Source organism: Streptomyces sp. NPDC005925 (genome assembly GCF_040638805.1).
Lineage (GTDB): Bacteria > Actinomycetota > Actinomycetes > Streptomycetales > Streptomycetaceae > Streptomyces.
Map to the genome: position 1 here is coordinate 50,010 of NZ_JBEXVL010000014.1, position 22,083 is coordinate 72,092.

The 22,083-nt window shown below is 73.4% G+C and carries 18 protein-coding genes and 1 pseudogene; 10 read left to right on the forward strand and 9 right to left on the reverse strand.

Going from position 1 to position 22,083, the window contains the following annotated elements; genetic code table 11:
• Positions 1-174: 174 nt before the first annotated feature.
• Positions 175-867 carry an endonuclease V gene (locus ABZ354_RS18265; protein WP_358657840.1) on the forward strand — a complete coding sequence of 231 codons (693 nt, stop codon included), beginning with the start codon at positions 175-177 and terminating at the stop codon, positions 865-867.
• Positions 868-917: 50 nt separating this feature from the next.
• Here the strand turns inward: ABZ354_RS18265 and ABZ354_RS18270 are convergent, their stop codons facing one another.
• On the reverse strand, positions 918-2,096 hold the full coding sequence (locus tag ABZ354_RS18270; protein ID WP_358657842.1) for a saccharopine dehydrogenase NADP-binding domain-containing protein: 1,179 nt from the start codon (positions 2,094-2,096) through the stop codon (positions 918-920).
• A 90-nt stretch (positions 2,097-2,186) separates the two neighbouring features.
• Here ABZ354_RS18270 and ABZ354_RS18275 point away from each other — a divergent pair, with 90 nt between their 5' ends.
• From ABZ354_RS18275 to ABZ354_RS18290, 4 genes are all read left to right on the forward strand, one after another.
• Positions 2,187-2,582 carry an MmcQ/YjbR family DNA-binding protein gene (locus ABZ354_RS18275; protein WP_358657844.1) on the forward strand — a complete coding sequence of 132 codons (396 nt, stop codon included), beginning with the start codon at positions 2,187-2,189 and terminating at the stop codon, positions 2,580-2,582.
• A gap of 219 nt (positions 2,583-2,801) precedes the next feature.
• On the forward strand, positions 2,802-4,058 hold the full coding sequence (locus ABZ354_RS18280; RefSeq protein WP_358657845.1) for a CaiB/BaiF CoA-transferase family protein: 1,257 nt from the start codon (positions 2,802-2,804) through the stop codon (positions 4,056-4,058).
• Between the two features lie 34 nt (positions 4,059-4,092).
• Positions 4,093-5,307: an acetyl-CoA C-acetyltransferase gene (locus ABZ354_RS18285; protein ID WP_358657847.1), complete on the forward strand. Its 1,215-nt coding sequence runs from the start codon at positions 4,093-4,095 to the stop codon at positions 5,305-5,307.
• A gap of 50 nt (positions 5,308-5,357) precedes the next feature.
• Complete coding sequence (locus tag ABZ354_RS18290) at positions 5,358-7,535, forward strand: 3-hydroxyacyl-CoA dehydrogenase NAD-binding domain-containing protein (RefSeq protein ID WP_358657849.1); 2,178 nt, start codon at positions 5,358-5,360, stop codon at positions 7,533-7,535.
• Positions 7,536-7,794: 259 nt separating this feature from the next.
• Here the strand turns inward: ABZ354_RS18290 and ABZ354_RS18295 are convergent, their stop codons facing one another.
• A complete protein-coding gene (locus ABZ354_RS18295) occupies positions 7,795-8,487 on the reverse strand; it encodes a MerR family transcriptional regulator (protein ID WP_358657851.1) in 693 nt (230 codons plus the stop codon).
• A 335-nt stretch (positions 8,488-8,822) separates the two neighbouring features.
• Between ABZ354_RS18295 and ABZ354_RS18300 the strand changes: the two genes are divergently transcribed.
• Positions 8,823-10,547, forward strand: coding sequence for a BCCT family transporter (locus ABZ354_RS18300; RefSeq protein ID WP_358657853.1), 1,725 nt, complete (start codon positions 8,823-8,825; stop codon positions 10,545-10,547).
• A 75-nt stretch (positions 10,548-10,622) separates the two neighbouring features.
• Here the strand turns inward: ABZ354_RS18300 and ABZ354_RS18305 are convergent, their stop codons facing one another.
• Positions 10,623-11,594, reverse strand: a complete 972-nt coding sequence (locus tag ABZ354_RS18305) for an FAD-dependent oxidoreductase (RefSeq protein WP_358657855.1) — start codon at positions 11,592-11,594, stop codon at positions 10,623-10,625.
• 90 nt (positions 11,595-11,684) lie between these two features.
• A pseudogene (locus ABZ354_RS18310) lies at positions 11,685-11,833 on the reverse strand (endonuclease V); the annotation flags it as partial.
• Positions 11,834-12,085: 252 nt separating this feature from the next.
• On the opposite strand from ABZ354_RS18310, the gene ABZ354_RS18315 reads away from it, so the two are divergent.
• Positions 12,086-13,723 carry an ABC-F family ATP-binding cassette domain-containing protein gene (locus tag ABZ354_RS18315; RefSeq protein ID WP_358657857.1) on the forward strand — a complete coding sequence of 546 codons (1,638 nt, stop codon included), beginning with the start codon at positions 12,086-12,088 and terminating at the stop codon, positions 13,721-13,723.
• A 275-nt stretch (positions 13,724-13,998) separates the two neighbouring features.
• Here the strand turns inward: ABZ354_RS18315 and ABZ354_RS18320 are convergent, their stop codons facing one another.
• The 3 genes from ABZ354_RS18320 to ABZ354_RS18330 all read right to left on the reverse strand — a co-directional run bounded on the left by ABZ354_RS18320 (position 13,999) and on the right by ABZ354_RS18330 (position 17,666).
• Positions 13,999-16,377 (reverse strand): Tex family protein, encoded by a 2,379-nt coding sequence (locus tag ABZ354_RS18320; protein WP_358657859.1) that lies wholly within the window; start codon positions 16,375-16,377, stop codon positions 13,999-14,001.
• Between the two features lie 124 nt (positions 16,378-16,501).
• Positions 16,502-16,633, reverse strand: coding sequence for an LPFR motif small protein (locus tag ABZ354_RS18325; protein ID WP_279547929.1), 132 nt, complete (start codon positions 16,631-16,633; stop codon positions 16,502-16,504).
• A 166-nt stretch (positions 16,634-16,799) separates the two neighbouring features.
• Positions 16,800-17,666, reverse strand: coding sequence for a hypothetical protein (locus ABZ354_RS18330; RefSeq protein ID WP_358657861.1), 867 nt, complete (start codon positions 17,664-17,666; stop codon positions 16,800-16,802).
• A gap of 167 nt (positions 17,667-17,833) precedes the next feature.
• On the opposite strand from ABZ354_RS18330, the gene ABZ354_RS18335 reads away from it, so the two are divergent.
• Both ABZ354_RS18335 and ABZ354_RS18340 read left to right on the forward strand, forming a co-directional pair.
• Positions 17,834-18,829: a GlxA family transcriptional regulator gene (locus ABZ354_RS18335; RefSeq protein ID WP_358657863.1), complete on the forward strand. Its 996-nt coding sequence runs from the start codon at positions 17,834-17,836 to the stop codon at positions 18,827-18,829.
• A gap of 32 nt (positions 18,830-18,861) precedes the next feature.
• On the forward strand, positions 18,862-19,497 hold the full coding sequence (locus ABZ354_RS18340) for a DJ-1/PfpI family protein (protein ID WP_358657865.1): 636 nt from the start codon (positions 18,862-18,864) through the stop codon (positions 19,495-19,497).
• A 24-nt stretch (positions 19,498-19,521) separates the two neighbouring features.
• On the opposite strand, the gene ABZ354_RS18345 is transcribed toward ABZ354_RS18340, so the two are convergent.
• The gene (locus ABZ354_RS18345) at positions 19,522-20,268 is read right to left on the reverse strand and encodes an enoyl-CoA hydratase-related protein (RefSeq protein ID WP_358657867.1); all 747 of its coding nucleotides are present in this window, start codon (positions 20,266-20,268) and stop codon (positions 19,522-19,524) included.
• A 556-nt stretch (positions 20,269-20,824) separates the two neighbouring features.
• Between ABZ354_RS18345 and ABZ354_RS18350 the strand changes: the two genes are divergently transcribed.
• Entirely contained in the window at positions 20,825-21,331 is a 507-nt protein-coding gene (locus tag ABZ354_RS18350) for an ATP-binding protein (protein ID WP_358657991.1), read from the forward strand.
• Between the two features lie 127 nt (positions 21,332-21,458).
• Here the strand turns inward: ABZ354_RS18350 and idi are convergent, their stop codons facing one another.
• On the reverse strand, positions 21,459-22,052 hold the full coding sequence (idi, locus tag ABZ354_RS18355) for an isopentenyl-diphosphate Delta-isomerase (protein WP_358657869.1): 594 nt from the start codon (positions 22,050-22,052) through the stop codon (positions 21,459-21,461).
• Positions 22,053-22,083: the final 31 nt, after the last annotated feature.

Genomic DNA, 22,083 nt, shown 5'->3' on the forward strand with positions numbered 1-22,083 from the left:
CCCGGGGCGGTCGGGCCGTGCACTGGATGAGACGACGGAACGGGCCGCTCCGTGCACTTGACGGTCGAGTGACCTCTGTCACCGCCTTCATGCGCGAGGCCCGAGCCCTCTTCCTGCCCCGGGTGTACGGCTGTTGCCCACCCGCGCCGACCTGCCCGTACGCTCGTCGTCACCATGACGACCGTAGAGATTCCCGCGGGCTGGCCCGCGACCGAGGAACAGGCCCGCGCCGTGCAGGACGAACTCCGCGCGCGCGTGGTGCTCGACGAGCCGGGCCCGCCGCCCGGCACGGGCCACGTCACCGGCGTCGACGTCGCCTACGACGACGAACGGGACGTGGTCGCCGCGGCGGCCGTGGTGCTGGACGCGGCGACCCTGGACGTCGTCGCCGAAGCCACCGCCGTGGGCCGGATCTCCTTCCCGTACGTGCCCGGCCTGCTCGCCTTCCGCGAGATCCCCACGGTGCTGGCCGCGCTCCGGGCGCTGCCCGGCCCGCCCGGCCTGGTGGTGTGCGACGGCTACGGGCTGGCCCACCCCCGTCGCTTCGGCCTCGCGAGCCATCTCGGCGTCCTGACCGGCCTGCCCACCGTCGGCGTCGCCAAGAACCCCTTCACCTTCACGTACGACGACCCGGACGCGCCGCGCGGCAGCCGGTCCCCGCTGCTCGCCGGCACCGAGGAGGTCGGCAGCGCGCTGCGCACCCGGGACGGCGTCAAGCCGGTCTTCGTCTCCGTCGGCCACCGCACGAACCTCACCCGCGCCTGCGCCCACACTCTGGCCCTCACCCCCTCCTACCGCCTCCCGGAGACCACCCGCAGAGCGGACGCCCTGTGCCGCACGGCACTGCGCCGGGCGACCGGCCGCTGAGCAGGGACCGCCGCAGGACACCCGCCCGGTCAGACGACCTCCGTCGGGGTCTAGCGCCGCGCGGCGACCCGGAAGCGGATGCCCGCCGCGCGCAGCCGTGCGGTGAGCGCGTCGCCCATCGCCACCGCCGTCGTGACCTGCCCGGCCGTCGGCGGGAGGTCGTCGAAGGCCAGGGACAGGGCCGACTCGGCGAACATCTTCGCGGTTTCGTCGTAGCCGGGGTCGCCCCCGGAGACCTCCGTGTAGACGCGCCGGCCGCCGCCCTCGCCGACGAAACGCACGGAGAACCAGCTCTGCGCGCGCCTCTCCGGGCCGGGGCCCTCGCCGGGCCGGAGACGGCCGGACAACCAGCGCCGGACGGGCGGCAGGTGGGCCGCCGCGACCAGGCCGCCCACAGCCGCCACGCCGCCCAGCGCGACGGGCAGGCGCCGTACCGCCGCGTAGTGCCGGTAGCGGAAGTCCGGGCCGTAGCGGTCCAGGGCCTTCGCGGAGCGGCGCACGATCTGCGGGTCGATCGTCGGCAGTGGCAGGGCCCACGCCCCGACCGCCTTCGCGAAGTGCGGTACGCCCGTCGCGGCCACCGCCCGCCGGCCCATCAGCCGCGGCTCGTGCCGGCGACGGTCCAGCGCCGCCTCCCGCATCCGGCGCGCCCGCGCGAACTGGTTGAGGGCGGAGGCGAACGTCCCGCCCGAGACGGCCGCGTCGGCGGTCACGAAACCCTCCACGGTCAGCGGCACGTCCTGCGGCAGCTGACACACCGTGAAGTGCACGCCCAGGTCGTGCGGCACCGAGTCGAACCCGCACGCGTGCACCAGCCGCGCGCCGGTCTCCCGCGCGCGTGCGTCGTGCCGGACGTACATCAGGTCCACGAACTCCGGCTCGCCCGTCAGGTCCAGGTAGTCGGTCCCGGCGTCCGCGCAGGCCGCGACGAGCTCCTCGCCGTACGTCACGTACGGGCCCACGGTCGTGGCCACCACGCGCGCCTGCTCCGCGAGCCGCCGCAGCGAGGCGGGGTCCGACACGTCGGCGCGCAGCACCCCGGGCCCGGTGCCGCCGGGCAGCCGCTCCCGCAGGCGGCGCAGCTTCTCCTCGCCGCGCCCGGCGATCGCCCAGCGCAGCCCTTCGGGCGCGTGCGCGGCGAGGTACTGCGCGGTGAGCGTCCCGACGAAGCCGGTGGCTCCGAAGAGGACGATGTCGTACGGACGGTCCGACCTGTCCAACCTGCTCATGACACCCCTCGATCCGCAGCACGCGCCGTTGTCGGTGGCCGAGGCTAGCGTGGGGGGTGCGGATACCGACGAGGAGCCCGGAGGCGGACGGTGACAGTGCCCAGGAATGCCCGGACGAAGTGGCGGAAAGTACGCGAGTTTGCCTTAGGCCTGCCCGAGGCGGCCGGGGAGTTCCCCCGGGGTGAGTCGGTCGCGAAGGTGAACGAGAAGGTGTTCGTCTTCCTCGGTGTCGAGGACGGCAGCCATCCCCTTGCGGTGACCCTGAAGCTCAAGGACGAGACGAGCCGGGCCCACGCCCTGTCCTGTCCGGGGGCCGAACCGGCCGGCCACGGCCTCGGCAGGTCCGGCTGGGTCCGCGTCCCGCTGGAGCACCCGGAAGCCCCGTCGGCGGAGCCGCTCCGGGACCGGGTGGGGGAGAGCTACCGGGCCATAGCCCCGAAGAAGCCGGCGGCCCGGCTGGACGAGATCAGCCCGTCCGGCGTTTGAGGATGGGGCGCGAGGCGCCGACGGGGTAGGGGCGCGAAGCGCCGGGAGGGCCGGGTGCGGCACCGGGCGGTCACCGGGGCCACGCCCGCGGCACTCGCTGGCGCGGTCACCGGCCCCAGCAGGCTAAGCGCTTGCTTGCCAGACCCTTGTGTCAACCGGCGGACGTCCATAGCATCGCTGGTGTTACATCATTGGTGTCACAGTCGAGCAGGGGGCGCGATGACAGCGGGACCCACACCCGCGCACAGTGCGGCACCGTCACCCGCGCACGGGCCGCTCACCGGCGTGCGGGTGGTCGAGCTGGCCGGAATCGGCCCCGGCCCGTTCGCCGCGATGCTGCTCGGCGACCTCGGCGCCGACGTCGTCCGCGTGGACCGCCCCGGCGGCCCCGGCCTCGGCGTCGACCCCGCACACGACCTCACCAACCGCAACAAGCGCTCGGTCGTCCTCGATCTGAAGGCCCCCGACGGCCCCGCCCGCGTCCTCGACCTCGCCGGACGCGCCGACATCCTCATCGAGGGCTACCGCCCCGGCGTGGCCGAACGCCTCGGTGTCGGCCCCGCCGACTGCCACGCCCGCAACCCGGCCCTGGTCTACGGCCGGATGACCGGCTGGGGCCAGCAGGGCCCCCTCGAACACCGCGCCGGGCACGACATCGGATACATCGCGATCACCGGCGCCCTCGGCATGACGGGCGCCCCCGGCACCCCGCCGCCCGCGCCGGCCAACCTCCTCGGGGACTACGCGGGCGGCAGCCTCTACCTCGTCGTCGGCCTCCTCGCCGCTCTGCACCACGCGCGCGCGAGCGGCGCCGGGCAGGTCGTCGACGCCGCCATCGTCGACGGCACGGCCCACCTGTCCACCATGATCCACGGCATGCTCGCCGCGGGCGCCTGGCAGGACCGCCGCTCCGCGAACCTCCTCGACGGCGGCGCCCCGTTCTACGGCACGTACGAGACGGCCGACGGGCGGTTCATGGCGGTCGGCGCACTGGAGGAGCGGTTCTACGGCCGGTTCACCGAGCTGCTCGGCCTGCCCGACTCCGCCCCGGACCGCACGGACGTCGCGCGCTGGGGCGAGCTGCGCGAGGCCGTCGCGGCCCGCTTCAGAAGCCGTACCCGGGACGAGTGGACGGCCGTCTTCGAGGGCTCCGACGCGTGCGTGGCGCCCGTCCTGTCGCTGCGCGAGGCACCCGGCCACCCGCACCTGGCGGCCCGCGGCACCTTCACCGACCACGGCGGCATCACCCAGCCCGCCCCCGCGCCCCGCTTCTCCGCGACCCCCACCGCCATACGCACCGGGCCCGTCCTGCCCGGCGACGGCGCGGCGGACGTGGCCCGCGAGTGGGACGTACCCGCCCTCCTGCCCGACGACGACCCGGACACGGCACCGGCCGTCTCGGACACCGGACCGGCCACCGAGGCCGCGGGACCGGCCACTTGGGCCGCCGGCCCGGACACCGTCGACAGTCTCTGACCCGCTCGGCCAAACCCTCCTGAAAGGCGTACCTGTGAGCACCGAAGCGTACGTGTACGACGCGATCCGCACCCCGCGCGGACGCGGCAAGGCGAACGGCGCCCTGCACGGCACGAAGCCCGTCGACCTCGTGGTCGGACTGATGCACGAGATCCGCGCCCGCTTCCCGGACCTCGACCCCGCCGCGATCGACGACGTCGTCCTCGGCGTCGTCGGACCGGTCGGGGACCAGGGCTCCGACATCGCCCGGATCGCCGCGATCGCCGCCGGACTGCCCGACACCGTCGCCGGCGTGCAGGAGAACCGCTTCTGCGCGTCGGGCCTGGAAGCCGTCAACATGGCCGCAGCCAAGGTGCGGTCCGGCTGGGAGGACCTCGTCCTCGCGGGCGGTGTCGAGTCGATGTCCCGCGTGCCGATGGCGTCGGACGGCGGCGCCTGGTTCAACGACCCGATGACGAACCTCGCCACCAACTTCGTGCCGCAGGGCATCGGCGCCGACCTCATCGCCACCATCGAGGGCTTCTCCCGGCGCGACGTGGACGAGTACGCGGCCCTGTCGCAGGAGCGCGCGGCCACCGCCTGGAAGGAGAACCGCTTCGAGCGGTCCGTCGTCCCGGTGAAGGACCGCAGCGGCCTCGTCGTCCTCGACCACGACGAGCACATGCGGCCCGGCACCACCGCGGACTCCCTCGGCAGGCTGAAGCCGTCCTTCGCGGACATCGGCGAACTCGGCGGCTTCGACGCCGTGGCGCTGCAGAAGTACCACTGGGTGGAGAAGATCGACCACGTCCACCACGCGGGCAACTCCTCCGGCATCGTGGACGGCGCCGCGCTCGTCGCGATCGGCTCCAAGGAGGCCGGTGAGCGGGGAGGCCTCACCCCGCGCGCGCGGATCGTCTCCGCCGCCGTGTCCGGTTCGGAACCCACCATCATGCTCACCGGGCCCGCGCCCGCCGCCCGCAAGGCACTCGCCAAGGCCGGCCTGACCATCGACGACATCGACCTCGTGGAGATCAACGAGGCGTTCGCCGCGGTCGTGCTGCGCTTCGCGAAGGACATGGACCTGTCCCTGGACAAGATCAACGTCAACGGCGGCGCCATCGCCCTCGGCCACCCGCTCGGCGCGACCGGCGCCATGATCCTCGGCACGCTCGTGGACGAACTGGAGCGCCAGGACAAGCGGTACGGCCTCGCCACACTGTGCGTCGGCGGCGGCATGGGCATCGCCACCATCGTCGAACGCCTCTGAACTCCCCGCGGACCACGAGACTTCCGAGACCTCTACGGAGACCCCCTGTCATGACCGAGAGCACCACGATCCGCTGGGAACAGGACGACACCGGTGTCGTCACCCTCGTCCTCGACGACCCCAACCAGTCCGCGAACACCATGAACCAGGCGTTCCGCCGGTCGCTCGCCGCGGTCACCGACCGCCTGGAGGCCGAGAAGGACGCCATCCGCGGCGTCATCGTCACCTCCGCCAAGAAGACCTTCTTCGCGGGCGGCGACCTGCGTGACCTGATCCGCGTCACCCCGGAGACCGCGCAGGACCTCTTCGACGCCGGCATGGCCGTCAAGCGCCACCTGCGCCGCATCGAGACCCTCGGCAAGCCCGTCGTCGCCGCCCTCAACGGCGCGGCACTCGGGGGCGGCTACGAGATCGCCCTCGCCTGCCACCACCGCGTCGCGCTCGACGCGCCCGGCTCCAAGATCGGCTGCCCCGAGGTCACCCTCGGCCTGCTGCCCGGGGGCGGCGGCGTCGCCCGCACCGTCCGCATGCTCGGCATCACCGACGCGCTCCTGAAGGTGCTGCTCCAGGGCACGCAGTACAACCCCCGGCGTGCCCTCGACAACGGCCTGGTCGACGACGTCGCCGAGACGCGGGACGAGCTGATCGCCAAGGCGCGCGCGTTCATCGACGCCAACCCCGAGGCGCAGCAGCCCTGGGACAGGCCCGGTTACCGCATCCCCGGCGGTACGCCGTCCCACCCGAAGTTCGCCGCCAACCTGCCCGCCTTCCCGGCCAACCTGCGCAAGCAGACCAACGGCGCGCCCTACCCGGCGCCGCGCAACATCATGGCCGCCGCGGTCGAGGGCGCCCAGGTCGACTTCGAGACCGCCCAGGTCGTCGAGGCGCGCTACTTCGTGGAACTGGCCGCCGGGCAGACGTCGAAGAACATGATCCAGGCGTTCTTCTTCGACCTCCAGGCCGTCAACTCCGGCGCCAACCGCCCCCAGGGCATCGAGCCCCGCAAGGTCACCAAGGTCGCCGTCCTCGGCGCCGGCATGATGGGCGCCGGCATCGCCTACTCGTGCGCCCGCGCGGGCATCGACGTCGTCCTCAAGGACGTCTCCCCGGAAGCCGCCGCCAAGGGCAAGGGCTACTCCGAGAAGCTGTGCGCGAAGGCCGTCGCCAAGGGCCGTACGACGCAGGAGAAGGCCGACGCGCTGCTCGCCCGCATCACACCCGCCGCGGACCCGCAGGACCTCGCCGGCTGCGACGCCGTCATCGAGGCCGTGTTCGAGGACACCGCGCTAAAGCACAAGGTGTTCCAGGAGATCCAGCACGTCGTCGCCCCCGACGCCCTGCTGTGCTCCAACACCTCCACGCTGCCCATCACGGCCCTCGCCGAGGGCGTCGAGCGGCAGGACGACTTCATCGGCCTGCACTTCTTCTCACCGGTCGACAAGATGCCGCTGGTCGAGATCATCAAGGGCGAGCGCACCGGGGACGAGGCGCTGGCCCGCGCCTTCGACCTGGTCCGCCAGATCAACAAGACGCCCATCGTCGTCAACGACTCGCGCGGCTTCTTCACCTCGCGCGTCATCGGGCACTTCATCAACGAGGGCGTCGCCATGGTCGGCGAGGGCATCGAGCCCGCGTCCGTGGAGCAGGCCGCGGCCCAGGCCGGCTACCCGGCCAAGGTGCTCTCCCTCATGGACGAGCTGACGCTCACCCTGCCGCGCAAGATCCGCGCCGAGTCGAAGCGGGCCGTGGAGGAGGCGGGCGGCACCTGGCAGACGCACCCCGCGGAGGCGGTCGTGGACCGCATGGTCGACGAGTTCGGCCGCACCGGCCGCAGCGGCGGCGGCGGCTTCTACGACTACGACGACAGCGGCAGGCGGGCAGGGCTGTGGCCCGGCCTTCGCGAGCACTTCACCCAGCCGGGACACGAGATCCCGTTCGAGGACATGCAGGAACGCATGCTGTTCTCGGAGGCACTCGACACGGTGCGGCTGCTGGAGGAGGGCGTGCTGACGTCCGTCGCCGACGCCAACATCGGCTCGATCCTCGGCATCGGCTTCCCGGGCTGGACCGGCGGCGTCCTGCAGTACATCAACGGGTACGAGGGCGGCCTGCCGGGCTTCGTGGCACGCGCGCGCGAGCTGACCGAGCGCTACGGCGAGCGGTTCACGCCGCCCGCGCTGCTGGTGGAGAAGGCGGAGAAGGGCGAGACGTTCACCGACGCGGCCTGATCCGTTTTCCGGTCGGCGGGCCTGCCCGGTGGCGGGCCCGCCACGGGTGCACCGGTCCCGGGCCGAGCGCCCGCAGATCGCGCGCCGGCCGCAACCGGCCGCCGACACGCGTGGGCGGCCGGCCCGATCAGGCGGCGGACACGCCGGGCGGCCCTCCCCCCTGACGGCTCCGGGGCCGGGCGGCCCAGTGGTGGCGCTTCGGCGGCTGGTGGTCCTGCGGGTGGCGGGTCCTCCGGCCGCCGGCCCCCCCCGGTGGCGGTCACCGCTCCACCCAAGCCCGCAGCTCCGCCCGCAGCGACCGCTGGAACGCCGTCAGCAGCGCCTGCACCACGATGGGCTGCATGTGCGCCGACAGGGACCGCACGTCCTGCGCGGCCCGCTCCGACGTCTCGCCGCGCAGCAGCTGCGACAGCTCGTGCGCGGCGGCCCGCGCGTGCCCGATGAGGACGGTCCGCGCGGCGAGGATCGACTCCTGCGACAGTGGTACGCCGAGCAGTTGCACGCCGAGCCGCAGCAGACCGGAGTCCACGCGGAAGCTGTCGTCCTCGCGCGTGACGACGCCCATCGCCACCAGCCGCTCCACGTCGTCGTCGTCCAGCGCCCGCCCCGCCCGGCGCCGCAGCTCCTCCAGGGACACCGTCTCCACCGAGTCGGGCGCCCAGGAGGCCACGACTGCCCGGTGGATGGCCAGGTCGTCGGCGCTCAGATCCGCCGGCAGCTGTTCCAGATAGCGCTCGATGCCGGCCAGCGTCATGCCCTGCCGCTGCAGCTCCTCGATCAGGGCGAGGCGGGCCAGATGCTCCCGGCCGTAGCGGCCCACCCGGCGTGGTCCGAGCACGGGCGGCGGCAGCAGGCCACGGGTGCTGTAGAAGCGGACCGTGCGGACCGAGACGCCGGACCGCGCGGCCAGCTCGTCGATGGTGAGGGTCGGCTGCTCGGTGTCGGTCGTCATGTGCAGCAGTATCACTGTCTCACCAGAAGTGTGAAACCCTTCGCGCCCCGCCACCCGTCACCCCGCCACCGTCACCGCGTCACCGCCCTCCCCGGCCCCGCGGCGTGATCGGCGAGGACCGTTGCCTCAGCAAGCGGGTGGCCTCCCCGGGCGCGGGCCGGGGTCTGTCCCCTTGCCGCCGGGCAGGGGGCGGCGTATCACTGAAAGGCACGGAACCAGACACGGACGACTGGTGAGGTGAGAACGGCGCCGAACGTGGTAGCAGCGTATCGAGCGCGTCGGCGTATGTGCTTTCGCCGCCCTCCGTCCCATCGACTCGGTGAAAGGTGCCGTCTGTGCCCCACGGTCAGGAAAGCGAAAGGGAAGGACAGAAGGGGGGTCCGCTGCCAGGATCGGAAGCGGGTCTCCCCGGCAAGGAGCGCCCCAGCACCGACCGGATCGTGTTCGGCGTCACGGCCGCCCTCACCCTGGCCTTCGTGGTCTGGGGCGCGGTATGGACGGACTCCCTGGAGGACGCCTCCTCCACCATGCTCGGCGGCCTGATGCACAACGGCGGCTGGGCGTTCATGCTGGCCGCCTCCGGGTTCGTCATCTTCGCGCTGTGGCTCGCGGCCAGCCGCTACGGCCGTATCCACCTCGGTGCCGAGGGCGAGGAGCCCGAGTTCCACACGGTGTCGTGGGTCGCGATGATGTTCAGCGCCGGCATGGGCATCGGCCTCATGTTCTACGGCGTGAGCGAGCCGCTGTCGCACTACATGACGCCGCCGCCCGGCACCGCCCCGGCCGACTCCGGTGACCGCATGGAGGTGGCGATGGCCACCACCCTGTTCCACTGGACGCTGCACCCGTGGGCGATCTACGCGGTGGTCGGTCTCGCCATCGCGTACAGCACCTTCCGCAGGCGCCGCCGGCAGACCATCAGCGCCGTGTTCACCCCGCTCATCGGCAGCCGGCACGCGAACGGCTCCGTCGGCCGGGTCATCGACATCCTCGCCATCGTCGCGACCGTCTTCGGCTCCGCGGCCTCACTGGGGCTCGGCGCGCTCCAGATCGGTTCCGGTGTGCGGGAGCTCGACTGGATGGACAAGGTGAGCACCGCGCTGCTCGTCACCATCATCGCGGTGCTGACGGTGGCGTTCGTGGCGTCCGCGGTCTCCGGTGTGGAGCGCGGCATCCAGTGGCTGTCCAACATCAACATGGTGCTGGCGCTGATCCTCTCGGTGTTCGTGTTCGTGGCCGGTCCCACGATCATCGTCCTCGATCTGCTGCCGTCGTCCGTCTTCGCCTACCTCGGCGAACTGCCCGACCTCGCCGGGCGCACCGAGGCCAGCGGCGGCAAGGGCGTCGCCGAATGGCTGGGCAGCTGGACGGTGTTCTACTGGGCGTGGTGGATCTCCTGGACGCCCTTCGTCGGCATGTTCATCGCCCGCATCAGCCGGGGCCGTACGATCCGCCAGTTCATCGGCGGCGTCATCCTCGTGCCCAGCACGGTCAGCCTGGTCTGGTTCGCGATCTTCGGCGGTTCGGCGATGAAACTCCAGGAGCAGGGCAGGCTCGGCGAGGAGACCACCCCCGAGGGGCAGCTGTTCGCCGTGCTGCGGGACTACCCCGTCGCCACCGCCACCAGTCTGCTGGTGATGATCCTGGTCGGCATCTTCTTCGTCTCCGGCGCCGACGCCGCGTCCATCGTGATGGGCAGCCTGTCGCAGAAGGGCGCGCTCGAACCGGGCCGGCTGGTCGTGGTGTTCTGGGGCGTGGTCACCGGCGCCGTCGCGGCCATCATGCTGCTCGTCGGCAGCGGCCAGGGCGACGCGCTGCAGGGCCTGCAGAACCTGACCATCCTCGCGGCGGCGCCCTTCGTGGTCGTCATGATCCTGATGTGCGTCGCGCTCATGCGGGACCTGCGCAGGGACGCGGTCATCGTGCGCACCGAGATGGGCAGCGAGGCCGTCGAGAACGCCGTCATCGAGGGGCACACGAAGTACGACGGCGACTTCCAGATCCGGGTCGGCCCCGGCCCCGGCACGGACGTGGAAGGCGACCCGCTCGGCAAGCACTGACCTGTGCCGTCCGGGCACGGCACACCACCGCCGTGCGGCAGGGGCGGCCGGCCTTCGCCCAGGGCGGCCGGCCGTTCAGCCGGTCCGGGGCCGCGCGCCGGGGGCGGTCAGCGCCGCCGCCTCCCGCGCGCAGCCCCAGGCCACGGTGACGCCCGCGCCGCCGTGGCCGTAGTTGTGCACCAGCGTTCGCCCGTCCGGGAGCGCTTCACGGTCCAGCCGGACCGTGTCCCGGGCGGGCCGCAGCCCCACCCGGTGCTCCAGCACGCGCGCGTGCGCGACCTCCGGACGCAGCGCGGCGCACCGCCGTACGATCGCCTCGGCCACCGCCGGATCCGGCTCCCGCGACCAGTCGTCCTCCTCGGCCGTGCCGCCCAGCACCAGCCGTCCCGGCTGCGGAAAGAGGTACGCGAGCGCCCCGTCCGGGCCGGTGGACACCAGCCAGGTGCGGATGCCCGGGTTCTCCACCACGACCAGTTGCCCGCGCACCGGACGCACCGACCGGTCCGGCACCAGCTCTCGGGCACCGAGGCCGGTGCAGTTGACCACCACCGCCGCGTCGGCCTCCCCGAGGTCCGACACCGCGCGCTCCTCGACGACCCCGCCCGCCGCCCGCAGCCGCTCCCGCAGCCGGCTCAGATGAACCGGCATGTCGACCAGCGGCAGCCGCGCCCACAGCCCGCCCCCGCCGTACTCCTCGGCCGTCGCCGCCCGCAGCCCCGGCAGCCGGGCCGAGGCCCACCCGTCGACATCGTCCAACCCGGTCTCGCCCAGCACCCCTTCGACCATCCGCACGCCGGTCGACTCCGGGTCCGCCGCGAGCTCCTCGTAGACGTCCAGGGAACTCAGCGCCCACGCGCGCGCCCGCGCGAGCGGCTCGATCCGGTACGGCCACCACAGGGCGCCCGCGACCGCCGAGGTGGTCAGCTCGGCCGGTTCCCGCGTCCACACCCGTACCCGGCTGCCGCGCTCGGCGAGGACCACGGCCGTCGTCAGACCGATCACCCCGCCCCCGACCACGACGACGTCATCAGCCTGTGCGTAGGTCACGCCGGGACGTTAGCGGAAGACGCCAGCCGTGCCCATACCGGTCCCGCCCGGCGGAACGCCTCACCCCAGCCCCGGCGGTGGCCTCGGCGACGCCCGGGTCGCCGCGTCCGGTACCACGGCCGCCGCGGCGACCACGTGCCGTTCGTCGTCGTAGGCGAGTCGACGCCGGTGACGTGGCCCGTGCCGGCGGCGGGCCCGGGTCGGTCGGGCATCACACGTGCGTGGAGTTCGTCCTGCACGGTGCGGGCCCGCCGCGTACGCGCCGCTCTCCCCGGCCGCCGTCCCGGCCGGGCGGTGCCGTCCGATCCGGCCGACCGAAGGCGGCGCCGGGCGGGGCCGCCAGGTCCGGCTGACCGAAGGTGGTCGAGGGGGAGTCGCTCGTCGTGTCGGGCACGGCGGGAACCGTGCTGCCGGGGGCGACCGTCCGCGGGCCGGAGGCGGACGGTCCGGGACCCGGACGGCGCGCCCCGGCGGCTAGGATCTGCTCCCTGATGACTGCCACTCTCGTCGCGAAGAACCTCGCCGCCGGCCACGGCGACCGCTCCCTGTTCACCGGCCTCGACCTCGTCGTCGCACCCGGCGACGTGATCGGACTCGTCGGGGCCAACGGCGCGGGCAAATCCACCCTGCTCCGGATGCTCGCCGGGCTCACCGCACCCGAGCAGGGCGAGCTGCGCCTGTCCCCGCCGGCCGCGAGCGTGGGGCACCTTCCGCAGGAACCGGAGCGCAGGCCCGGCGAGACGATCCGGGAGTTCCTGGCCCGCCGCACCGGCGTCGCCGAGGCGCAGCGCACCATGGACGAGACGACACAGGCCCTGGTCGACGGGGCGCCCGGCGCCGACGACGCGTACGCCAACGCCCTGGAGCGCTGGCTGGCCCTCGGCGGCGCCGACCTCGAGGAGCGCGCCGAGGAGGTCGCCGACTCCCTCGGTCTCGCGGTCGGTCTGGACCAGCCGATGACGTCCCTGTCCGGCGGCCAGGCAGCCCGGGCCTCGCTCGCGTCGCTGCTGCTGTCCCGCTACGACGTGTTCCTGCTGGACGAGCCCACCAACGACCTGGACCTGGACGGCCTGGAGCGCCTCGAACGCTTTGTCTCCGGGCTGCGCGCCGGCACCGTCGTCGTCAGCCACGACCGCGAGTTCCTCGCCCGCACCGTCACCAAGGTCCTCGAACTCGACCTCGCCCAGCAGCAGATCACCCTCTACGGCGGCGGCTACGAGGGCTACCTGGAGGAGCGGGACGTGGCCCGCCGGCACGCCCGCGAGGAGTTCGAGGAGTACGCCGACAAGAAGGCCGCCCTCCAGGACCGCGCCCAGACGCAGCGGTCCTGGATGGACAAGGGTGTGAAGAACGCCCGGCGCAAGGCGAGCGACAACGACAAGGTCGGCCGCAAGTTCCGCAGCGAGGCCAGTGAGAAGCAGGCCGCGAAGGCCCGGCAGACCCAGCGCATGATCGAGCGCCTGGACGTCGTGGAGGAGCCGCGCAAGGAGTGGGAGCTGCGCATGGAGATCGCGTCGGCCCCGCGCTCCGGCGCTGTCGTGGCCACGCTCCGCGACGCCGAGGTACGGCGCGGCGGGTTCGTCCTCGGCCCGGTCACCCTCCAGGTCGACTGGGCGGACCGGGTCGCCGTCACCGGCCCCAACGGCTCCGGCAAGTCCACGCTGCTCGGGGCGCTGCTCGGCCGGATCCCCGTGGACGCCGGGCACGCCTCGCTCGGGTCGGGCGTCCTGGTCGGCGAGGTCGACCAGGCCCGCCGGCTGTTCCACGGGCCCGAGTCGCTGCTGGACGCCTTCCAGGCCGCCGTACCCGACACCGAACCGGCCGAAGTGCGCACCCTGCTGGCCAAGTTCGGGCTGAAATCGGCCCACGTGCTGCGCCCCGCCGCGACCCTCTCACCGGGTGAGCGCACCCGCGCCGCCCTCGCCCTCCTCCAGGGCCGGGGCGTCAACCTGCTCGTCCTCGACGAGCCCACGAACCACCTCGACCTGCCCGCCATCGAGCAGTTGGAGTCGGCGCTGGACGCCTACACCGGCACCCTGCTGCTGGTGACCCACGACCGCCGGATGCTGGACGCCGTCCATGTGACCCGCCGCCTGGAGGTCACGGACGGCAAGGTCGCCGAGCACTAGTCCGTGCAGCTGGGGGACGTCCGGGCATCAGGTGAGGCGCGCCTCGGCTGTTCTCGTGGTCGGATCGGGTCGATTCGCAGCCGTCCCGGACCTCAGGACGCCCCTTCGTCGACGAGCCGTGCCGGGCCCGTCCGCGCCGTGTACCCGGGGGCCGGCCGGCTTCACCCCCCGGTGCCCCACCGGCTGCCCGGTCCCCCGCATATGGCGCAACGCCCCGGCCACGCGCGACGGCCCGGGCCCCACACCGCCGTCGGCGGGGGAGCCCGGGCCCGGCCTCAGCGTCGGCCGTTGTCCCGGCCGAGCAGGCCCGCGCGGCGCAGGGCGTCCGCCATCGCGCCGTTGGCCGGGGCCGCCGCCTGCTGACGACCGCCGCTGCTGCCGCCGGCGCCGCCGCCCCGGCCGCTCTGCCGCTGCTGGGGAGGACGTCCGCCCCGCTGCGACCGGCGCTCACCGGGGGCGCGGTCCTGCGGCGCGGCCTCGTCGTCCAGCCGGAGCGTCAGCGAGATCCGCTTGCGCGGGATGTCGACGTCGAGGACCTTCACCTTCACGATGTCGCCCGGCTTCACCACGTCCCGCGGGTCCTTGACGAAGGTCTTCGACATCGCGGAGACGTGCACCAGGCCGTCCTGGTGGACACCGACGTCCACGAAGGCGCCGAACGCCGCCACGTTCGTCACGACGCCTTCCAGAACCATCCCCGGGGACAGGTCGCCGATCTTCTCGACGCCGTCCTTGAAGGTGGCCGTCCTGAACGCGGGTCGCGGGTCGCGGCCCGGCTTCTCCAGTTCCTTGAGGATGTCCGTGACCGTCGGCAGGCCGAACGTGTCGTCCACGAAGTCCTGCGGGCGCAGCGAGCGCAGCACGGCCGTGTTGCCGACGAGCCCCGCGACGTCCTGCCCGCTGGTCTTCACGATGCGCCGCACCACCGGGTACGCCTCGGGGTGCACGCTGGACGCGTCGAGCGGGTCGCTGCCGCCGCGGATGCGCAGGAAGCCCGCGCACTGCTCGTACGCCTTGGGGCCGAGCCGGGACACCTTCTTCAACTCCGAACGGGACGCGAAGGGCCCGTGGGAGTCGCGGTGCGTCACGATGTTCTCGGCGAGGCCGGAGGTGATGCCGGAGACGCGGGCCAGCAGCGGCGCCGACGCCGTGTTGACGTCCACGCCCACGCCGTTCACACAGTCCTCCACCACCGCGTCCAGCGAACGCGACAGCTTCACCTCGGACAGGTCGTGCTGGTACTGGCCGACGCCGATCGACTTCGGGTCGATCTTCACGAGCTCGGCCAGCGGGTCCTGCAGCCGGCGTGCGATCGACACCGCGCCGCGCAGCGACACGTCCATGTCCGGCAGCTCCTGCGAGGCGAACGCCGACGCCGAGTACACCGACGCGCCCGCCTCGGACACCATCACCTTGGTGAGGTTCAACTCCGGGTGCTTGGCGATGAGTTCACCGGCGAGCTTGTCCGTCTCGCGGGAGGCCGTGCCGTTGCCGATCGCGACCAGGTCGACCGCGTGCTCCTTCGCCAGCCGTGCCAGCTTCGCGATCGCCTCGTCCCACCGGTTGGCCGGAACGTGCGGGTGGATCACGTCCGTCGCCACGACCTTGCCGGTCGCGTCGACCACGGCGACCTTCACGCCCGTACGGAAACCCGGGTCCAGGCCGAGCGTCGCGCGGGTGCCCGCCGGGGCGGCGAGCAGCAGGTCGCGCAGGTTCGCGGCGAACACGTTCACCGCCTCGTCCTCGGCGGCCGTACGCAGCCTCAGACGCAGGTCGATGCCCAGGTGGACGAGGACACGCGTGCGCCATGCCCAGCGGACCGTGTCCTTCAGCCACTTGTCGCCCGGCCGGCCGCGGTCGGCGATTCCGAAACGGTGGGCGATCGTCTGCTCGTAGGACGACGGGCCGTCGGTGGGCTCCTCGGGCTCCAGCACGAGATCGAGGACGTCCTCCTTCTCGCCGCGCAGCATCGCGAGGACGCGGTGCGAGGGCAGGTCCGTGAACGGCTCGGCGAAGTCGAAGTAGTCGGCGAACTTGGCGCCCGCCTCCTCCTTGCCCTCCCGCACCTTCGCGGCCAGCCGCCCCCGCGTCCACATCCGTTCGCGCAGCTCACCGATCAGGTCGGCGTCCTCCGAGAACTTCTCCGTGAGGATCGCGCGGGCCCCGTCGAGCGCGGCCTGCGCGTCCGCGACGCCCTTGTCGGCGTCCACGAACGCGGCGGCCGCGGCCTGCGGGTCGACACCGGGGTCGGCCAGCAGGCTCTCGGCGAGCGGCGCGAGACCCGCCTCACGGGCGATCTGCGCCTTCGTCCGCCGCTTGGGCTTGAACGGCAGGTAGATGTCCTCCAGGCGCGCCTTGGTCTCCGCGCCCCGGATGCGGGCCTCCAGCTCCTCGGTGAGCTTGCCCTGCTCGCGCACCGAGTCCAGGATCGCCGCCCGACGCTCCTCCAGCTCCCGCAGGTAGCGCAGCCGCTCCTCGAGCGTGCGCAGCTGCGCGTCGTCGAGCATCTCGGTCGCTTCCTTGCGGTAGCGGGCGATGAAGGGCACCGTCGAGCCGCTGTCGAGCAGCTCGACGGCGGCCTTCACCTGCCGCTCCCGTACGCCGAGTTCCTCGGCGATCCTGCCTTCGATGGACCCTACGAGGGGTGTCGTCACGATCCCGTACCGCCTTCTCACTGAGGTTGCGCGGCAATTGTGGCAGGTGGCACCGACAACCGGGGATCAGGGCGGCGCCCGGCGAGGCGGGCCCGGGGGGCGGGCCTCGGGCGGGCCGGGGGCGTCAGGCCCTGCGGCTTCGCGTCGAGGATGAGGCGCCGCCGAACAGCCGGGCCAGGGCCCGGAAGGGCAGCGTCACGACGGTGGCGATCGCGCCGCCGATCTGGCGCAGGACGTCCGCTATGGCTCGCAACACGAGTTGTTCCCCTTTCCTCTCCCGGCCCCTCCGGCCGGGAGGGAGCGGGTACCTCGGCTGCCGCCGCTCATGCGTGCTCCGTGCCGGTGCCGTACCGGCCGTGCCTCGGCGGTCGACGGCGCGGGGCCGGCCGTGTCCGGGCTTCCCCCGGCCGCAGTCCCTCTGTTCAGCCCTTGCCGAAGACGTCGTCCGGGAAGGCGCCCGCGGCCAGCGCCGTCGTCGTCAGCGCGAGGCCGAGCTCCGTCAGCCTGGCCACGCCCGCGGCGCCCAGGTGCTCGTAGGGTGCCCGGTCGAGCCGGTCGGTCTCCTCCTCGATCTCCCGGCGCAGCGCGGTGCCCGCCTCGGTCAGGTCGCCGTCGGCGGTCAGCAGCCCGCGCCCGCGCAGCCGGTCGCAGGCGGCCGTCCAGTCCGGGCGGTGCCAGCCGCGGGTGCCCAGGACCCACCTGGGCGTCATGCCCTTGCCGGTGGCGGTGTGGCTGACCAGCGCCTCCAGCGGGTCGAGTTCGGCGTCGAGCAGCACCGCGAGGTGGCCGTCGCCGCGGTGCTCGCGCAGCAGCGTCACCGCGTGCCACAGCGCCATGTGCGGTGCGTCGGGCACCGGCAGGTCGGCGTGTGCGGCGTACAGCGGGCGGGCGGTCCGTACGCATGCCTCGGTGGCCCGCAGGGCGAGTTCGGCGGCCTCCGCCACCTCCTTGGAGCCGAGCGTGTCGGCGCCGAGCAGCCGTCGCAGTGTCGCGTCGACGGCACGCGCGCGTGCGGCGAGCAGGTCCTCGGGGGACGCGGCGCGCCACACCGCGGGCACGTGCCGGGCGACGAGTTCGTGGCTGAAGTTGTAGAAGGTCGCCGTCACCGTCCCGGCGCCCACCGCTCCCATGGCCGCCGAGCGCACCGCGAAGTATCCGGCGCGCTCGTTCGTCACACCGAGCGCGGCGAGCTCCGTGGCGAGGTCGGGCGAGAAGTAGTGGGAGGAGTGCAGGGGGTGGAGGACGTTGTGACAGCGGCGTCCCGCGCGGGGCGGCAGAGAGGAAGTCATGGCCGAATGTTACCGACTGGTCGGTACGCGGTAGAAGAGTCCGGAGATGCGTGGTGTCCGGCCATGTCCGCAGTGTGGCCCGGTGCGCGCGGAACCGCAGGGCGATGGCAGAAAAGGTGGGGAACTCGTCGTTGCGGTCGTCCGCCGACGCGCGAACAATCGGTGACATGGACCGGCGAACCGTTCTCTTCCTCCTCTTCGACGGCGTCCAGAGTCTCGACGTCACCGGGCCGCTCGAGGTCTTCGCGGGCGCCGAGAAGGGCCTCCCGGGCAGTTACCGCATCCGCACGGCGTCCCTTGACGGCACCCCGGTACGCACCTCCGCCGGTTTGACGCTCGTACCGGACGGGGCACTGGGCGACGCCCTCACCGACGGGCCGGCCGGGAGTCGCGCCGGCGGGGAAGCCCCGCACACTCTCGTCGTGCCCGGCGGCCAGGGCACCCGCACCCCCGACCCGCGCCTGACGGACTGGCTGCGCGAGCACGGGCCGCGCGCGACGCGCCTGGTGTCGGTCTGCACCGGAGCGATCCTGCTGGCCCGCGCCGGACTCCTCGACGGCCACCGCGCGACGACCCACTGGGCCTACTGCGACAAGCTGGCCCGCGACCACCCCGCGATCGACGTCGAGCCCGACCCGGTGTACGTGCGCGACGGCCGCATCTCCACCTCCGCCGGCGTCACCGCGGGCATCGACCTGGCGCTCGCCCTCGTCGAGGAGGACCTGGGCCGCGAGGCCGCGCTCACCATCGCCCGCCACCTGGTGGTGTTCCTGCGCAGGCCCGGCAACCAGGCCCAGTTCAGCGCCCAGCTCGCCGCCCAGACGGCACGGCGCGAGCCGCTGCGCGAGGTCCAGCAGTGGATCACGGAGCACCCCGACGCCGACCTGGCCGTGGAGGCGCTCGCCGCCCGCGCCCGGCTCTCCCCCCGCCACTTCGCCCGCGCCTTCCACGCCGAGACCGGCACGACCCCCGGCCGCTACGTCGACCGGGTCCGCCTCGAACACGCCCGCCGCCTGCTGGAGGACACCCCTGACGGCGTCGAGGAGATCTCGCGCGCCGCGGGCTACGGCACCCCGGAGGCCATGCGCCGCGCCTTCGTCCGCACCCTCGGCACGGCCCCCGCCGAATACCGCCGCCGCTTCCGCCCCGCACCCACCACCTGACCGCCCCTCGGATCCCTCGGAAGGGAAACGCCGTGCAGATCGCCGTAGTCCTCTACGACCGCTTCACCGCCCTCGACGCCGTCGGCCCCTACGAAACCCTCGGCCGTCTGCCGGACGCCGAGACCGTCTTCGTCGCCGAACGCCCCGGCCCCGTCCGCAGCGACCTGGGCAGCCTCGCCCTCACCGCCGACAAGAGCCTCGCCGACGTACCGCGTCCGGACGTCGTGGTGGTGCCCGGCGGGCCCGGCCAGCAGGCCCAGATGACCAACGACGTGCTGCTGGACTGGCTGCGCGCCGCCGACGCCGACAGCACCTGGACGACCTCCGTGTGCACCGGTTCGCTGCTGCTGGCCGCCGCCGGACTGCTGCGGGGCCGCCGCGCCACGTCCCACTGGCTGGTCACCGGGCAGCTCGGCCCGTTCGGCGCCGAGGCCACGGGGGAGCGGGTCGTCTTCGACGGCAAGTACGTCACCGCGGCGGGCGTCTCGTCCGGCATCGACATGGGCCTCGCCCTGCTGGGCCGCATCGCGGGGGACGACTACGCCAAGGCCGTCCAGCTGGCGACGGAGTACGACCCGCAGCCCCCGCACGACGCCGGTTCGCCCACGAAGGCGCCCGCGCACCTGGTGGAGATGTTCCGCGCGAACCCGGGACTCGTACTGGACTGACTCCGCGCCGAGCCGCTGGGGCCGTCAGGACACGGTCCACGCGAAGTCCGGCTGCCTGCGCTCCAGGAACGCGGCGACCCCTTCCGCGGTGTCCTTGCTGCCGCGTGCCCGCTCCGTCCAGTGGGCGTCCCGGTCGGTGCGGCCGTTCGCGAACTCCTTCGCCGCCGCCTGTGTCAGCTGGGAGCGCGAGGCCAGGACGCGCGTGAAACCGGCCACCCGCGCGTGCAGTTCCCCGTCCGGCAGCACCTCGTCCACCAGCCCCGTACGCAGCGCCCGCGCGGTGTCGATCAACTCGCCGGAGAACAGCAGGTACTTCGCCGTGGCCGGCCCCACCAGGGACACCAGCCGCCGGGTGGAGGACGCCGGGTACACGATGCCGAGTTTGGCCGGTGTCACCCCGAACAGGGCGCCCTCGGCGGCGAACCGCAGGTCGCAGGCCGCGGCAAGCTGGGACCCGCCGCCCACGCAGTGCCCGCGGATCGCGGCCAGCGTCGGCTTCGGGAACGCGGCGAGCGCCTCCTCGGCCCGCACGGCGAGCCCCTGTGCCTCCTCGGGCGATTCACGCAGCGTCGAGATGTCGGCGCCCGAGCAGAACGTGCCGCCGTCGCCCGTGAGTACCAGCGCCCGCACGGCCGGGTCGGCGGCGAGCACGTCGAGCAGCGGCGGCAGCGCCTTCCACATCGCGGCCGTCATGGCGTTCCGCTTCGCGGGGTGGGAGATGACGACCGTGGCGACCGAGTCGGTGACGCTGTGCTGCAGCTGCGGCTCCATGGGCCGGATGCTACCCACCCCGCCCGTACGGCTGATCAAGACGGGGTGGAGCGGGGCGCTGCGCGGCCACCGGCGGACAGGCAGTCAGCCCGGTGGTGCGCGGCCCGCGGTCCGGCCGGACGCCGGTGGGGGGCCGTTCGGGCTGCTGCCGGGCATCCCGGTGCCGGCCGCCCGGCCGGGCGACGGCCCGTACGTCATCGGTACGTTCCGCTCGCTCGCCCTGCTCTTCGACGGGCTCGGCCTGATCACCACCGGGCGCGGCGGGCGCCGCATCGTGACGTCGGTCTTCGGCCGACCGGCGGGAGGGGGCGGGCGGGCGCCTGTGACTGGACAGCGGGACGAAAGGGGTCGGTTCGTCTCTAAACCCGTACAACCTGAATAGTTCGGCAACATGGCACAACTGGGGCGGGATCGGTCATCGGTCCGGCGCGGCAGGACAGAAAGGGGAGGAAGCGCTCGATAGTGACTGAGTTGTGGCCAGGCGCAGGGCGTGGGGCGGGGCGTTGCCAACACTCGGCATGTGGTGACAATCGAGCGCGAGGGTGGCGACCGGACGATGGAGAACCACGGGCTCCGGCCCGGTCCACGCCCCGAGGGCACAGGCGTACCGGTCCGGCACAGACATCCCGGCCCTCTGCCGTACGAAGGCGTCTGGCGGTTCACCGCCCCGGCCGTCGACGCCTCCGTCCCGCAGGCCCGGCACGCGGTGCGCGATCTGCTGCAGCGGCAGGGCGTGCCCGTCGCCGACGACATGGTCCACGGCCTGCTGCTGGTCGTCTCGGAGCTGGTCACGAACGCCGTCAGGCACGCGGCGCTGCTGTCGCCGATGCTCGCGGTGGAAGTCGCCGTCGGCGCGGAGTGGATCAGGGTGTCCGTGGAGGACAGCCATCCCTACCGGCCGACGGCCCTGGAGGCCGACCACGCCCGGACCGGCGGACGGGGCCTCCTACTGGTCCGTGAGATCACTGTCGAGGCGGGCGGGGCGTGCGACGTCGAGTACACGGCGACCGGCGGCAAGGTGATCTGGGTCGCCCTGCCGCTCAAGCCCGGCCCAGGGCTGTGACCCGCTCCACCCGTCCTTCGCCGCCGGGCCCGGACGAGGACCGCCGGCCGTCCTGCCGTTCCCGCCCCGGACGACGGTCGTGAACCGCCCCGCCGCCCGGGCGGGGGACGCCGTCCGTGAGGGGGCCTCACCAGCCGGTGGACGGGCCCGTCAGCTCCCTGATCGCGGGACGGGCCGCGTCCAGCACCGTCATGAACCACGCGGAGAACGTGTCCCGCGCGTGCCGCTCCACCAGCTCCGCCGGGGCGACGAACGCGAAGTCGCCGATCTCCTCCGGGTCCACCCGCGGCGGCGACTGCACCAGCCCCACGAACAGGTGGTTGTACTCCTGCTCCACCAGGCCCGAGGCGGGGTCCGGGTGGTTGTACCGGACCGTGCCGGCCTCCGCGAGGAGCGACGGGGAGACGCCGAGCTCCTCGAAGGTGCGCCGCGCGGCCGCCGCGAAGGGGGCCTCACCCGGGTAGGGATGGCCGCAACAGGTGTTCGACCACACGCCGGGGGAGTGGTACTTGCCCCGCGCCCGCTGCTGGAGCAGCAGCCGCCCGCGCTCGTCGAACAGGAACACCGAGAACGCGCGGTGCAGCAGGCCGGGCGCCCGGTGGGCGTCGAGCTTCTCCGCGGTGCCGATCGTCACACCGTTCTCGTCGACCAGTTCCAGCAGAATCGCGTCAGCGGTGCCGTTCGACGCGCTCTGCGTCGCGGTGGCAGGTGTGGTCGGCATACCCATCCTTCACGTCGGTCGTCGCGCCCAA

Coding starts and splice junctions, on each gene's coding strand:
- ABZ354_RS18265 (WP_358657840.1), top strand. CDS start 175: ATGACGACCGTAGAGATTCCCGCGGGCTGGCCCGCGACCGAGGAACAG.
- ABZ354_RS18270 (WP_358657842.1), bottom strand. CDS start 2,096: ATGAGCAGGTTGGACAGGTCGGACCGTCCGTACGACATCGTCCTCTTC.
- ABZ354_RS18280 (WP_358657845.1), top strand. CDS start 2,802: ATGACAGCGGGACCCACACCCGCGCACAGTGCGGCACCGTCACCCGCG.
- ABZ354_RS18290 (WP_358657849.1), top strand. CDS start 5,358: ATGACCGAGAGCACCACGATCCGCTGGGAACAGGACGACACCGGTGTC.
- ABZ354_RS18295 (WP_358657851.1), bottom strand. CDS start 8,487: ATGACGACCGACACCGAGCAGCCGACCCTCACCATCGACGAGCTGGCC.
- ABZ354_RS18315 (WP_358657857.1), top strand. CDS start 12,086: ATGACTGCCACTCTCGTCGCGAAGAACCTCGCCGCCGGCCACGGCGAC.
- ABZ354_RS18330 (WP_358657861.1), bottom strand. CDS start 17,666: ATGACTTCCTCTCTGCCGCCCCGCGCGGGACGCCGCTGTCACAACGTC.
- ABZ354_RS18335 (WP_358657863.1), top strand. CDS start 17,834: ATGGACCGGCGAACCGTTCTCTTCCTCCTCTTCGACGGCGTCCAGAGT.
- ABZ354_RS18345 (WP_358657867.1), bottom strand. CDS start 20,268: ATGGAGCCGCAGCTGCAGCACAGCGTCACCGACTCGGTCGCCACGGTC.
- ABZ354_RS18350 (WP_358657991.1), top strand. CDS start 20,825: ATGGAGAACCACGGGCTCCGGCCCGGTCCACGCCCCGAGGGCACAGGC.
- idi (WP_358657869.1), bottom strand. CDS start 22,052: ATGCCGACCACACCTGCCACCGCGACGCAGAGCGCGTCGAACGGCACC.